19 protein-coding genes are annotated in these 13,160 nt (G+C 58.4%); 15 read left to right on the forward strand and 4 right to left on the reverse strand.

What is annotated here, in order from left to right; all coding sequences use genetic code 11:
* The first annotated feature begins 7 nt into the window (after positions 1-7).
* From ACLQ8T_RS06240 to ACLQ8T_RS06310, 15 genes are all read left to right on the forward strand, one after another.
* Positions 8-2,656 (forward strand): phage tail spike protein, encoded by a 2,649-nt coding sequence (locus tag ACLQ8T_RS06240; protein ID WP_413456075.1) that lies wholly within the window; start codon positions 8-10, stop codon positions 2,654-2,656.
* An 8-nt stretch (positions 2,657-2,664) separates the two neighbouring features.
* The gene (locus ACLQ8T_RS06245; RefSeq protein WP_413456076.1) at positions 2,665-3,387 is read left to right on the forward strand and encodes a hypothetical protein; all 723 of its coding nucleotides are present in this window, start codon (positions 2,665-2,667) and stop codon (positions 3,385-3,387) included.
* Positions 3,387-3,770 carry a hypothetical protein gene (locus ACLQ8T_RS06250; RefSeq protein WP_413456077.1) on the forward strand — a complete coding sequence of 128 codons (384 nt, stop codon included), beginning with the start codon at positions 3,387-3,389 and terminating at the stop codon, positions 3,768-3,770. The genes ACLQ8T_RS06245 and ACLQ8T_RS06250 overlap by 1 nt, the downstream gene beginning before the upstream one ends.
* Positions 3,771-3,772: 2 nt before the next feature.
* A complete protein-coding gene (locus ACLQ8T_RS06255) occupies positions 3,773-4,162 on the forward strand; it encodes a hypothetical protein (protein WP_413456078.1) in 390 nt (129 codons plus the stop codon).
* Positions 4,162-4,524: a hypothetical protein gene (locus ACLQ8T_RS06260; RefSeq protein WP_413456079.1), complete on the forward strand. Its 363-nt coding sequence runs from the start codon at positions 4,162-4,164 to the stop codon at positions 4,522-4,524. The genes ACLQ8T_RS06255 and ACLQ8T_RS06260 overlap by 1 nt, the downstream gene beginning before the upstream one ends.
* A 358-nt stretch (positions 4,525-4,882) precedes the next feature.
* Complete coding sequence (locus tag ACLQ8T_RS06265) at positions 4,883-5,251, forward strand: hypothetical protein (protein WP_413456080.1); 369 nt, start codon at positions 4,883-4,885, stop codon at positions 5,249-5,251.
* Complete coding sequence (locus ACLQ8T_RS06270) at positions 5,248-5,643, forward strand: hypothetical protein (protein WP_413456081.1); 396 nt, start codon at positions 5,248-5,250, stop codon at positions 5,641-5,643. Before ACLQ8T_RS06265 ends, ACLQ8T_RS06270 begins: the two co-directional genes overlap by 4 nt.
* On the forward strand, positions 5,640-6,026 hold the full coding sequence (locus ACLQ8T_RS06275) for a hypothetical protein (protein ID WP_413456082.1): 387 nt from the start codon (positions 5,640-5,642) through the stop codon (positions 6,024-6,026). The genes ACLQ8T_RS06270 and ACLQ8T_RS06275 overlap by 4 nt, the downstream gene beginning before the upstream one ends.
* A gap of 8 nt (positions 6,027-6,034) precedes the next feature.
* Entirely contained in the window at positions 6,035-6,421 is a 387-nt protein-coding gene (locus tag ACLQ8T_RS06280; RefSeq protein WP_413456083.1) for a hypothetical protein, read from the forward strand.
* A gap of 6 nt (positions 6,422-6,427) precedes the next feature.
* On the forward strand, positions 6,428-6,898 hold the full coding sequence (locus ACLQ8T_RS06285) for a hypothetical protein (RefSeq protein WP_413456084.1): 471 nt from the start codon (positions 6,428-6,430) through the stop codon (positions 6,896-6,898).
* A complete protein-coding gene (locus ACLQ8T_RS06290) occupies positions 6,898-8,988 on the forward strand; it encodes a glycosyl hydrolase family 18 protein (RefSeq protein WP_413456085.1) in 2,091 nt (696 codons plus the stop codon). The genes ACLQ8T_RS06285 and ACLQ8T_RS06290 overlap by 1 nt, the downstream gene beginning before the upstream one ends.
* Complete coding sequence (locus tag ACLQ8T_RS06295) at positions 8,985-9,563, forward strand: hypothetical protein (protein ID WP_413456086.1); 579 nt, start codon at positions 8,985-8,987, stop codon at positions 9,561-9,563. Before ACLQ8T_RS06290 ends, ACLQ8T_RS06295 begins: the two co-directional genes overlap by 4 nt.
* Positions 9,564-9,663: 100 nt before the next feature.
* A complete protein-coding gene (locus ACLQ8T_RS06300; protein WP_413456087.1) occupies positions 9,664-10,413 on the forward strand; it encodes a peptidoglycan-binding domain-containing protein in 750 nt (249 codons plus the stop codon).
* Between the two features lie 78 nt (positions 10,414-10,491).
* The gene (locus ACLQ8T_RS06305; RefSeq protein ID WP_413456088.1) at positions 10,492-10,869 is read left to right on the forward strand and encodes a hypothetical protein; all 378 of its coding nucleotides are present in this window, start codon (positions 10,492-10,494) and stop codon (positions 10,867-10,869) included.
* Between the two features lie 47 nt (positions 10,870-10,916).
* Positions 10,917-11,402, forward strand: a complete 486-nt coding sequence (locus tag ACLQ8T_RS06310; RefSeq protein WP_413456089.1) for a hypothetical protein — start codon at positions 10,917-10,919, stop codon at positions 11,400-11,402.
* A 101-nt stretch (positions 11,403-11,503) separates the two neighbouring features.
* Here ACLQ8T_RS06310 and ACLQ8T_RS06315 read toward each other — a convergent pair whose 3' ends face one another.
* From ACLQ8T_RS06315 to ACLQ8T_RS06330, 4 genes are all read right to left on the reverse strand, one after another.
* Positions 11,504-12,040 carry a hypothetical protein gene (locus ACLQ8T_RS06315; protein ID WP_413456090.1) on the reverse strand — a complete coding sequence of 179 codons (537 nt, stop codon included), beginning with the start codon at positions 12,038-12,040 and terminating at the stop codon, positions 11,504-11,506.
* A gap of 3 nt (positions 12,041-12,043) precedes the next feature.
* A complete protein-coding gene (locus ACLQ8T_RS06320) occupies positions 12,044-12,349 on the reverse strand; it encodes a hypothetical protein (RefSeq protein ID WP_413456091.1) in 306 nt (101 codons plus the stop codon).
* A 270-nt stretch (positions 12,350-12,619) separates the two neighbouring features.
* Positions 12,620-12,838, reverse strand: coding sequence for a transcriptional regulator (locus tag ACLQ8T_RS06325; protein ID WP_413456092.1), 219 nt, complete (start codon positions 12,836-12,838; stop codon positions 12,620-12,622).
* A complete protein-coding gene (locus ACLQ8T_RS06330; protein WP_413456093.1) occupies positions 12,835-12,987 on the reverse strand; it encodes a hypothetical protein in 153 nt (50 codons plus the stop codon). Before ACLQ8T_RS06330 ends, ACLQ8T_RS06325 begins: the two co-directional genes overlap by 4 nt.
* Positions 12,988-13,160 lie beyond the last annotated feature (173 nt).

Genomic DNA, 13,160 nt, shown 5'->3' on the forward strand with positions numbered 1-13,160 from the left:
GGCCTGCATGTGGGATGACCGTTTCGGATGGTCTGGGGAAATCCCTACCTCGTTCCCCGGCCTGAACCCGGTGGCGCTGCAGCGCATCACCCCGGGGTCCGGGCTGAACTATACTGACGCGGTCACCCCATCACGCAATTGGCAGCGAGTGGTTGGCGGCGCCAACGATGGATACGTTCAGGGCCAGTGGGGCTACCAGATGGGCTTGAACACGGTCAATCCAGCCACAGACCAGGGCGGCTTCAAGCTGGCGAACTTCGCGGGCCTGTGGCCAAGCGCAGGGAAGCTGCTGGTGGGGCTCTGGACCCGCCAGAACTACGTCATGGCGCACAGCCCGCTCATGTCCACCCGCGGCGGCAACCCACTCGTCTACCTGGCCACCTACGCGTCAGGCCGATTGCGGCACCAGGTCTACAACGCCTCCGGCACCGCAATCCTCGACCAAGCCGAAGACACCCCATGGGTCCAGACCCTCGACTGGCAGTTCGTCGGCCAGCTGCTGGACATGGACGCCAAGACCTCGCAGCTGTTCTCCGTCAACCAGGCCACCAAAGCAACCTGGTTGGGCCCCGTGCGCTCCTTCACCGGAACCCCGAACCCAGCAAGCACCGCCGACCTGGACATCTACGCGCTGCCCTCCGGAGCCATGTGGACCACCGGCGTATTCGATGAAGCAATCGTCGCCCACCCAGGCGCGACCTTCGACCTGGCCGCATTCGTCGACGCCATGTCGCTCGGACTGTGGGCCGACGGGCAACTGAACGCCAACCGGACAAACTTCACCCTCACCGAAATCGGCATCACCGCCAACGGAGACCGCGAACTGTCCACCGGAGCCGAACGCGTCTCATGGGCCACCCTGCCCGTCGTAGACGGCGCGCCAGCAGGCTCAACCCCCTACTGGTCCAGCGACAACGGAGCATCCTGGCAAACCGGCGCGCAGCTCCCCACAGCGTTCACCGGACTGCTGCGATGGACCGTGCCCGTCACCAGCGGGCAAACCTTCTCCGGATTCAACGTCGAAGAACCAACCGAACCAGCACCAACCCTGGCAGTCATCCCGAACCAAACACTGGAACAGGGCGGCATCGTCAACATCCCGCTGGTATTCAGCAACCAAGGCGCACCAACCTGGACCATCGCCGCCCCAAAAATCGCCGTGGCAACGATCGACGGAAGCACCCTCACACTGGCAGCAGGATTCGAAGTCGGAACCGGCGAAGCCAGCATCACGCTCACCGACGAAATAGGGCGCCAAACCACCCGAACATTCACCATCACCGTCAACGCACGCCAATGGGAGGACACACCACCACCGAAATACCCGCACGCCCCAGTGATCCTCTGGAACGACAACGAACCAGAAGCAGGCATCATCGACGCCCTCTCAGCCATCGTCACCAACGAAGTCAACGGCGAACACAAATTCGAGATGCAAATTCCGGCAAACCACAAGCACGCCGCCACGCTCGAAGCCGAACGACGCATCACCGTCGCCGCCGAAACCTACTGGATCCGCCGCATCACCAAAGCCCGCGCCGGCCGACGCATCCTCCTGGACGTCTACGCCGAAGCCAGATTCTACGAACTGGCCACCAAAGGCCAAATCGACGCCCGCGACTTCCAGCAAGTCACCGCCGGCGACGTCATGACCATCGCGCTCGCCGGTACTGGCTGGACGGTGGGCATTGCGAACGTGACGTCGTTGCGGACGTGGAGCACTGAGAATACGAACCCGTTGGAGCTGCTGCGCCAGGTGCAGAAGAACCATGGCGGAGATTTGCTGTTTGACAACAAGAACCGCCGGGTTTCCCTGGTGGCTTCCAGCGGGCGCGATCAGGGCGTCGGGTTCTTCCAGGGCAGGGGGCTGACTGACAGCAAGAGCGTTGTGGACACGACGAGCTTGGTGACCAGGATCTACGCGAAGAATGCCGACGGCCTGACCATTGCTGCGATCAACGGCGGCAAGCCTTACGTGGAGGACTTCTCTTTCACGACTGAGGTCAAGGAAGCGGTCTACGACTTCAAGTCGGGGACCTCGCCGTACACGATGCTGTCGATGGCTCAGGCGACATTGGCGAAGAGATCCCGGCCGGAACGCTCCTATGAGGTGACGGTCAGCGATTTCAGCGTCCAGACCGACTCAGATCTGGATCGTTTCGATTCAGGCGACTATGTGACAGTCGTTGATGAAGAGGTGGGGATTTCCAGCCGGCAGCGGATCATCAAGCTTGAATATGATGTCATCCGCCCGTGGTCGTCCAAGATCACCTTGTCCGCGAAGCTGCGCGAACTGGGGTCATCCGAGACCACTGATTCCGGTGTCCTGGACACCGGCGCGGGGGCCGGAACGTTCGACCTGGTGCCGTTCAACCTCTTGCTCAATGCCAGGTTCGACAACGATCTGGCGCACTGGGCGCGATTCGGTGTGGAGCTGGTGCCAGGGCACGGAACGGGGGATAAGGCTGTGCGGTTCAGCGGTCCTGGTGAACGCTGGATCGAGCAGACGGTGTCGCCGGATAATCGGGACGCGTACGCGTTCTCGATGAACCTGGTGTCGCAGGGCCCGGCCGGGTGGTCTCCTAACGTCGCGGTGCAAGCTGTGGTCACCTATGAGGATGGCACCAGCGAAACCATTGATCTTGAACTGTCCTAGGAGGTCCCATGCAAGGCATCCTGCGGCTCAGCAAGAAGCCTGCGTTGATCAAGCTCAGGGCAACGGTGAAGGGGCTCCCGAGTGGTGCGGAAGTTGATGTCACTGACCTCATGCTGCAGCCTGGCGGCGCGGTCTCTGGCTGGCTTCCGCACACCACGGAGTTGCCTTGGTCCGCTGGAGTTGTTCCTCCGGAGGGGAGTGATCAAGTGAATGATCGCATTGACGAGCTGCAGAACCAGATCAATCAGCAGCAGGCCTACTTGAACAAGATCATGGCGCCGGCGCAGGTGTGGCGCGGTGACTCTTCGGGCAACAATGCGTTCGTTAGCACCATGTGGGATCCGGACTACGGGTGGATCTCGTGGATCGATGTGGCTGCGCTGCCGGGAACCGGCGACATCGGCTTCTGGTTCCCATATGATGCAACGACGCAAGCCTCCAGCCGGCCATACGGGTGGAAGGTTGACGTGCTGCTCCAGGATCTGTCCGGGGTGGCCTCGCTCAGGCCGCGTGTGGACTACATGAGCGGTTCGACGGTTGCCGGATCCAACGCCGAGTTGTCGCTGACCGCGTGGCCTGACTGGTCCTACAACGTGGAGCATGACTTCATCCTTCCAGCGTCCCAGGCAGCACGGCCGGCGTTCGTGCTGGTTGGCAGGACGGCGGGCGCGTCTGGTCGTATTGGCCTCACGCGTCCGAAGCTGGGCACGAAGAGCGAACGGAGCCAGTAGTGACTGAACTTCCGCGGCTCGCGCAGCCGTATCCGGATAACAAGCCGTGGGTCGATTTGATGGCCTACATTGAACCGTCTTGGCTAGCTGGAATGAATACTTCGTCGTTTCATTTCAACGGGCTGATCGAGGGCAACACGGCGCACTTGCATTTGCGGACACGCCGGGGAACGAACTCGATTGTTGCACTGAACTTGCCTGAGGTGTTCGTGCCGGAGGGAAACAAGATGCTGCAGGCGTTTTCGCCCTGGCATGACTTCAGTATCGGAATGCATTTGCGCACGGATGGAACGCTGCGCCTCTACACTCCGGGCAGGAGCTTGGCCGATGGGTCTGTTGAAGACTTGTCGTTCCAGTATTCCTACACGCGGAAGGCGGTGTGATTGTGACTGAACTCGTTGCTTTGCCGACCCGCTACCCGGAGGATAAGCCATGGTTTGATATCCAGGCATTCTTAGCGCCGGGTCTCGTGCCTCGTTTCGCGGGAGCTTGCGCCGCCCAAGTGGACGGCAACACGATCAACTACGCTGTGCGCATTCTAATTCCTGCTGGATTTGCGCCGGTTTCGGCTGGTGGTGGATGGGTCATCATGCAGGGTTTACCGCCCGAACTAAGAGTTGGCGCGGCCGTAGTAGGCATCGGCGCGTACAACATCACCCTGACGCAGGTTGTAGCTGACACGGCTGGGCGCATCGTCATCCCAACGCGCACCGGGCAGAATCCAGCGAATGAAACCGAAATTGGTTTCATGCTGACCGGATGGAGAAGAGGCTAATGGCTATCAACCTTCCGCTGATGCCGGTTCCTTATCCCGATGCGAAGCCGGTGTATCAGCTTCGGTCGTTGCTTGCGCCTGGTGTGCAGGAAATCGGCTACGGGGCGTGTTGGGCTCAGGCGACTGAGAACACAGTGACGATCAACATGCGCGTGAATCCGTCGCAGGTGGTAACTGATGACGGGAATATCTTCATTGGGTTACCAGCCGAGTTCCGTCCGATGGCGAACACGCCTGATGTGGCTCAACAGCAGGTGTTCATGATGACCGATGGGCGAATCTGGTTCCGAACCTCAGCAGGCAGCTTGCGCGATAAGACCGAGTTCAACGCCGTGTTCATCGTGGCAAGGAAGGCCGGGTAATGCTCAATCTCCCGATACTTGATTCCCCTTACCCCGAGGCTGACCCGCTGTACGACATTAGCGGGTTGCTCGGCCCTGGGGTGCGTCGCCGCAATCCTGGTTCGTGCTGGGCGCGAATTGATCGGAACACGGTGACGATTGGCATCCGTGCGTATACGGATACTGCGGAGTTTCCGGCAACGAACCTCGTTGTCGGCTTGCCGGTCGAGTTGTCGGCATCGAGCAACACGCAGGACATAGCGTTGCAGAGCTTATTTCTAACATCGGACGGGCGAATCTTCCTCCCTGGCAACGCAGGATGGGTTCTATCTGACCGGTCCGAAGTATCTTGCATGTTCACAGCACCACGGAGGGCAGCATGAGTCTTGTCAGGTACCCCGATAAGGCGCGCCTAGACCCGCTAGCCGATAAGTACGTTTCAGGCATAGCAGCGCGTGGCCCCGGCATCCGCACGTTTCTCTACGTGGAAGCGAACAAGGCGACGCTGCATTTCGCGGCTGACGCTGTTTCACCCGTATCCACGACGCTCCTTTTGCCGACTGGAACAATCGCCCCGGAGGATGCCCCGGCCAGCGCTGAGCGTGGCCTCTGCGCCTTGTCCGGAGAGCCGGTGTTCGCGGTGATCGGCCCTTCAGGTTCGCTCGCCGTCGATTCCGCTTCACCACGAAAGCTCGTCGCAGGCGATTGGATCATCGGCAAAGTCGAATGGGTGAGGAAACCAGCATGAGCCTTGACACCATCCCACAGCCTTATCCTGAACGGGAACCGTGGCTAGATCTTCATGAGTATGGGATCAACAACTGGTACATGCTCGGCGCGAATTCGTCATTCAACTTCCTGGCTAGAGTCACTGCCAACGAGGTGACGATTCAGCTTCACACGCGTGGGGGAACAGCACGGCAAATCACCTCACCGCTACCGGACGAGCTATTGCCTGAGACAGGGGGATCAGCTGTGCGGTACTGGACACTGCCAGCTTTCCAAAAGGACATTGGCGCTGTAGTCCTTGAGCTCCACTCGGACGGCACTCTGCACCTTCCGTATTGGGGCGGCGGCATCGCGGACGGCACAAACAAGAACATCGTCTGCCAAGCAACATATGTTCGGAGGGCATCATGACTGAGCTTCGCGTGATCCCGTCGCCGTACCCCGATGTTGACCCGTGGCTTGACCTTCGCCCATACCTGGCGAACGGGTGGGTAGCTTTGGCCGCGAACTTCTGCGGCGTCATGGTCACACCGAACACGCTGGTCTTTTCCATGCGGCTCAACGGCGACAAAATGACGAGCTGGAACTTCATGGAAGGGCTACCCGCGCAGGAGCTCGGGCTGACTGCCAACATGCCGATCCCAATCGTCACCCCGAACGGTGCAAGCTTCTGCCTGCCCTATTCATCGGGGATCATCTCGATCAGCAGCATGGCGCGCCTGCCGCTGAACGGCTGGGATGGTTCCGGCGAACTCACGGTCTACGGCGTGACCCGGCGCGGACCCATCAGCTAGGAGCAACAATGACCGAGCTAGGAACACTGAACACGGCATACCCGGACACCAACCCGTGGTTTGACCTGCGGCCGTTGCTGGTCAACGGGTGGCGGTCTGTCGGTTCCCAAACGTGCGGGGTGTCAGTACTCCCAAACCTGTTGATCTGGTCAATCCGGCTGATCGGCGATGACGCAACCTCATACAATTTCATCGACGGGTTGCCGAACGAAATACGAACACCGCAAGACATCCCGATCCCCATCATCACACCGAAGGGGTCAACTTACTGCATGGTGTATCGGAACGTCGGCCGCATCACCATCAACAGCCCTGCCCTGGCCGTAATTGGCGGCTGGGACCGAAAAGGCGAGCTCGTGGTTGCTGGCGTAACCCCGCGAGGCACACCAGCCTAGGAGGCCATGTTGCGTCTACAGCAGCCGATCTACGTTGAAAAGCCAGTCGCATCCATCAAACTCCGAATCAGCGCAACAGACGTTCCCCTCTCCGCAGCAGTGCTCATCACAGACATCCAACTGCAAGCCGGCGAACAACCAACCGGCGTCGTGCCAAACCCCGCCGAAACCGGTACAACACCAACACGCGAACAATACCGAAACGGCGTCATCAACCCCGGCCTAAAAATCGTCGCCCTATCCAACGCCGGAAAAGCCACACCGCTCACCATGCACGTCAGAGGCCAAGGCCCAGTACGCATCGGCTCCTACCGATTCGGAACACTCAACGGACCAGCGCTCGCCGATGGCGAGCGACACACCGCCAGCCATGGATACGGGCTCGTGCCAATCGTCACCGAACGGCAGGACTTGAACCTGGATACGGACATCACTTCCCGGGCGCACTTGCGTCTCGGCTGGACGGAGAGGGAGTAATGAGCCAACACGTTTGGGCATGGGTCGGCTTGTCCTGGACTGAACGAATCCGCATGGCCCTGGACAACTACGGGGACCGCATAACCGATATCAGCATTTTCGGTTGGCGTGTCAACGCAGAGGGGACTCTCACCCAGTCGTTTGATCCGGTGCTGCTGGATGTGTACCGGGAGAAGTGGCCGCATATCCGCTGGTGGGGATGCTTCAGGAATATGGATGATCTGGTGGACGGCCCGTTTGCGATCTTCGAGGCGCTGCGCAATAGCGCCACGGCGCGCAATCACTTGGCCGATGAAGTTCAGTCCAAGATGTTCGAGGCCTATCCCTGGCTGTATGGGGTGGATCTTGATATGGAGTCTGGTGGCGACTTCCGTTCGGCCGAGTCGGAGGAAGTTTTCCGGGTCGTTGCGAACCGGGCGCATTCGCTGGGCAAGAAAGCCTCCGGAGCGTTGCCGGCTCTCACGGCAACGGGTTCCGTCGGCGGCGAGAACTGGGTGCGGTACAAGCAGCTTGGCGAGATCTTGGATCACATGAGCATCATGTCGTACGACTTCGCTTGGTCAGGCAGTGCGCCCGGCCCGGTGTCTCCCGGGTTCTGGCTGGAAGATGTCTACGACTGGGCGTCATCGCAAGTAGACCCTGCCAAGATCAGCATGGGCTTGCCTCTTTACGCTTACTTCTGGTCGATCCATAACTACCCGGCAAGCTGGGGTGCAGCACGACGCGGTGTCTCTGGAACCTACTACAGCGCGTGGCAATACTTCACCGGCGCCCGCCCCTGGTCCGATACCGGCACCCATCATCCCATCGGCTGGATCTGCTACCGAGACGAATCAAGCCAAACGCTCTGGGGATTTCTCGACGTTTACGACTGGAAAGAACCGACGCAGTGGGATGCATCCCAGGGCGTCTTCTCCGGAGTCTTCGCCAACCGCAACTACGCGGTCCGCTACGGCCAGCCCGCCGGCACTCCTCAGTGGAGCATCGCGGATAACTCGGTCGGATCCACCTATGCCGAATATCTGATGCGACCAGATCCGGTAACCGCCTCTAACGGCGAGCTTGTTTCGCCGAAGCGAGGCTACTCGCTGACCATGGAAGTGATTCAACGCGATCCCGTGGCTGCAACCATCATCGATGACTATGCCACCAGTCAGCAGCAGCTGAATGCGATCTACACCCAACCGTCGGGGGCCTGGCAGTTCTCACAGATTACCGAATCATACAAGCAGTACCGCGGAAACGGAACGTTGCGGTTCAACCACGACTTCGGGACCCAACGCCTGTATGCCATGGCCAGATTCCAATTCGCCACGGCCGGCCGGTTCAGTATAACTTCGCAGGGAATTACCGCGGACTTGACTAACACCGGGCAGCTGCGGCTCATGCGTGGAAGCACCGTGCTAGCCAGCAAGCAAGTCGGGGCGCAGCGAGTGGGGGGAGCGCCCCAGGTCGGACGCTGTGTGCTCGCGCTGCGCGTCCGGGACGGATCTGCCAGGGTCTACTTCTCCAATGCGGAGACCACGGTCCCGCTGCAGCTAGAAGCGCTCACTACTCCACCGGGTGGGCCCACAGAGTATGGCAGTACGGGAACAGCCTGGGTTGATCACGTCTACCTTGGCGACGCCTGGTGGTACATGCCTCGCGAAGCCCTCGAAGTGGAAATCAACGGGCAGACCGAAATATTCGGCCGCATCGAACGCACGGGAGTTACCTGGAACGACAAGAACCAATTCCGGCCCAACGCTGATGTGGACGAACCAGAGACCCGGGAAACGGGTATCAGCTTGGACTGGGTCTACACCCACTGGATAGACATCCCGGTCAATTCGGGAGTTGAAACGCCGGTGCGCGTGAGGATCCTGGATCACGACTTGTGGCTCGGCCGCGTCCATGTCCTGGACCGCGACGGCGCTTCGATCGTTTACCTGACGGATGCAACGACGATCACGCATTGGAGATCCAGGGCGCACTTCGATTGGAACCTGGCAGGGATCGCCATGTGGTCGCTTGGCCAGGAGGACCTGAGGATTTGGGAAGCGTTCGAGGGTGGCCATCTGCCGGCGTCTACCAGGCGGCTCGATGAATGATTTCCACAAATATGAAAGGTATCCAATGCAGAATCTACGGAAAATTGATAGGCGGCATGATGCCTGGATGGATTGAACAACTAGCGCAACCGGCGATCTTGCTACCCGTAGCCATAATTCTCTTCATCTTCTGGCTGATCATCCTGGCGTGCTTCAAGATCTTTCCATTTATCAGCAAGTTCGTTTCGTTGGTGAATACCTTGGTTGGCACCGATGAGAAACCCGGCTTGAAAAGGTGGCAGGAGGAGCAAACGAAAAAGCTGGACGGTCAAGCCATGGTGCTGGACGGACAAGCCAAGGTGTTGGAACGAGTCCGGCACCAGGTGGAGAACGACCACACCACAAACATGCGCGAAGAGCAAGACAAAATGATCGCCACCCAGGACAAACTCGTTGCGAGCGTCGAGCAATTGACGAATGACTTCAAAGATCATGTGGCCATTTCAAAAGCCAAGGACAAAGAAGGCGATGAAACCGCCTACCGGGTCGCAACGCTTTCCGACAAGGTCAACGCAATTCAACCCATAGTTGAGCAGCTAGGCCAAACTTGGGGAACCAAAACCAAGAATAACTAGACCGCCCGCGAGGCGGTTTTTTCATGCCCTGACGCAATCGCGCCGGGGCTTTTTCTATGCCCAAAACTGGGCGGAAAGCGAGTTCAAAGTGTCGTATTACTTGGCACCATCTTTAAAGCAGCTGCGCGATGAAATCAACGATGCTTACCCGAATCGCGACAAGTCCAGCGATGGCTGGATCGGCGATGCCGCGCACAACGCCCGCGTGTCCGACCACAACCCCGATTATGCAGATGGGGGAGTGGTCCGCGCTATCGACATTGACGAAGACGGCATCGACACCGCGGTACTGCTGGCCATCGTCACCAAGGACCCCCGCGTTTCCTATGTGATCTACGAAGGCCAGATCTGGGGCGGCACCCGCTGGCGCAAGTACACCGGTTCGAACATGCACCGGCATCATATTCACGTTTCTATCAAGCACACCAACGCAGCCGAATCCGGCCACGCGTGGGGCTACGGCGACGTGAAGCCTACCGGCTCGAATTCCAAGCCAGTGCACACCAAGCAGCCAACCGATTACAAAGACTTGGCACTGGATGGCGTCATGGGCAAGCGAACCATTGAAGCCGTGCAAATCGTCATGCGCGCCATTGGCACCTACCCCGGCATCGTGGACGGCAAGGCCGGTCCAATGACCTGGAAGGCCGTGCAGACCTGGCTCCACGGTCATGGCTATTACAAGCGTGCCATCGACGGCAAGCCGGGTTACTACACCTATCTTGCCCTGCAGCAGTTCCTCCGCAAGAAGGGGCTTTACCCGGCTTCGAAGTGGCTGATTGACGGCAAGTTTGGACCGGCCACGGTCGAAGCGTTCCAGCGCTATTTGAACCAGCAGAACGGCCAGTAGGTCGCTCTGCCCTTCCTCCGCCGCCCGTGGCCATTCACGGGCGGCGTTTCCATACCCACAAACAGATTGGATTTCCCAATGAAGAACTGGACTCAACTCATTCCTGCGCAGATCCGCAACGCGCTGTACATCGGCTTTGGCGTGCTGTCGCTGGCGCAGTCCTCGATCCTCGCCTACAGCGCAGCCGTGCAGGCCCCCGCGCCTGTCTGGGCTGTAGGTGGTGGCGCGGTGCTTGGTGTCATCGGCGCCGCGTTCGGTTTCGTGGCCGCCGGCAACACGGACGTTTCGAAGCCGGTCGGCGTGCGCGAGCTGAACGTGATGATGACTGACTCGGATGTCAGCAAGATCAGCCAGGGGCTTTACGAGCGTGTCCGCAAGGCCAAGACCGCTTACCCGATTTCGGATCCCCACGAGCCTACCGTGGACGATCCTGCTCGCTACGACGGCGACAAGTAACCCCTCATAGATTTAGCCCGCCAAAAACGATTCTGGCGGGCTATCCCATGCCTCGCGTCAATCGGCGCGGGGCTTTTTCAATGCCCAAAATCGGGCAGAAAGTGAGCATGAAAATGGCTCGTACTCTTATCTGGACATATGACGGCATTATCCTCTCGAACGATGGAGCATTTGGACGTGAAACCAAAAAGCAGTTTCAGCGCTATCTGAAACTTGTAGGGCGGTACAAGGGCGTCATCGACGGAGATTGGGGCAAGCAATCGCAAACTGCCATGCAGTATTGGATTCGTGATCGCGGGTTTTACCCGGCTTCTAAGTTCGTAATTGATGGAGATGCTGGTAGCTCAACATGGTCTGAAGCCATGAAAGTTATTGCCCGTGAAGCGAAGATCACGCCAGTGCCAGCACTGCCTGTGACCGCAGGCCGCTACCAAGCAATGCAGAAGTTCCTGAACTGGTCGCGCATCGGCTATCGTTACAGCGACGGCGCCTGGTTCTACAAGACTGCCGTATACGGCGGCAAGGTGCTCTAGATAAGAATGCCTGACACTAAATGGAGTGGCAGGATTTACCTGTAGCTCATAAGCGAAGAATCCCGGTAGTCAATCTACGTGACTACCGGGACTCTTCGCATTTAACAGACAGATGTTTTCTCCATCTCACTTCGGCCCCAGTGCGCCTTAGCTTCTCCACTCAAAGTCAGCACACGAACGCTTTCCAGGCTCTCTTCGTCGGACAGTTTGCACATGGCATCCTGAGCGATACTTACCCATTCAGTTGACTCGGTGTCTTCAGCATAGAAAATCAGTTCACCGTCCTGAGAGCTTCCCCAAGACTCTACGTAATAACTAGGCCAAGCAATCGCATCTGGACACCCGGCGCCATTATGCGAATCGAGCCATTTGCTACCAAGCTCATTAGCCCAATCTTGATTGTCGCCATTTCCTGAGGGCGTTTCCCAGGCGATACATTTCTTATCCCAAGCCGACTCAGGACGCCCCGACTCAATAGCGGCAGCTTTCGCCGCTTCGGTATCGGAGATTTCTGTCGATACGGTAGCGCCGGGCGTTGCTGCGCCGCTCGGCGTGGTGTCGGATGACTGATTGCCTGCAGAGCAGCCTGTGAGAGCGAGGGCGGCCAGCACGGGGAGAAGCATAAGTGTTTTTTTCAAAATTTATTCCCAAGGGGTCTTGTCGGTTTCGGTTTCCGTCACTGAACTGTCTTCAGTCTTGACGGTGACGCTGGTTAGCTCAGGGGATTCGTGCCCGACGGTAACGAGGACTAAGTTTGCGTAGGCGTCCAAGTCGGCCGAAGACCAACCGTTCTTCACGGTAATTACAAGCTCACCATCCACCGGCGAGCTCCAGCGTAAAGTGTCACCGTGGACGCTTTCTGGGAAAGCGTTGAAACTATGAGCGCCATTCCCACTGAGATACTGACGTATCTTTTCGTCTGCCCACTCCTGGTTTCGTTCACTCATCGTCTTTGGAGTGCTTTGCGTATATGCCGTGACTTCAGGGGTTGGACTCGGAGTGCTTATAGCTTGAACAATTGGCGTTCCGGCGTTGGCTTCAGCCGTTAGTTTTGCATCGTTCTTTAGGAGAGTTGGGCTGGTCGCTGAAACGACGAGAACGGCCACGAGCGCGATTAGGACGACTAGCACGGAGATGTTCCCTAGAATTCGCTTAGCTGAGCGCGACACAATTCCTCCAAGTGATGTTTGATACGAGTCTAACCTCAACCGGTGGCATTATGAACTGGTTTTCTTCGGACGTCCACCGCGCCCAGGACGTGAGGCGTTCCAGGTATCGATGGTTTCTGGAAGCCAGCCACGAATGTTGCGGGGTGGGTCGCCAACTTCGGCATCGTGCAGCGGTAAGCGTCCTTCGTCGGCATATTTCTTCGCGGTGTGCGGGGAAATGCCGAGGTGGTTCGCAACACCGTTCAACGAAAGATAGTGGACGGTCATTGTTTGCGCTCCTTCTTGTTGTCGGTGACGATGTAGGCGATGGCTGTGGTCAGCAGGATCAGGCTGATCGGGAAGCGTATCCACCATGGTATTGGGATGATGGCGGTGGCTAGGCATGCGATCAGTAGTGCTATTGGTGTCTTTTTCATCTGGTTTTCATGGAGTAAGTTGGAGGGGGAGTGCCCCGCCTAGTAGGGATAGGCGGGACACTCTTTATTTTTTGCGTTTCTTCTTCTTTTTCTTCCGCATCACGTGGATTGCTATCAGTAACGCGGTGATTGATGTTATCAGCCCTGAGATGCTGTCAATCAGTTTTCCAACT

Source organism: Glutamicibacter sp. FR1 (assembly GCF_047300825.1).
Lineage (GTDB): Bacteria > Actinomycetota > Actinomycetes > Actinomycetales > Micrococcaceae > Glutamicibacter > Glutamicibacter nicotianae.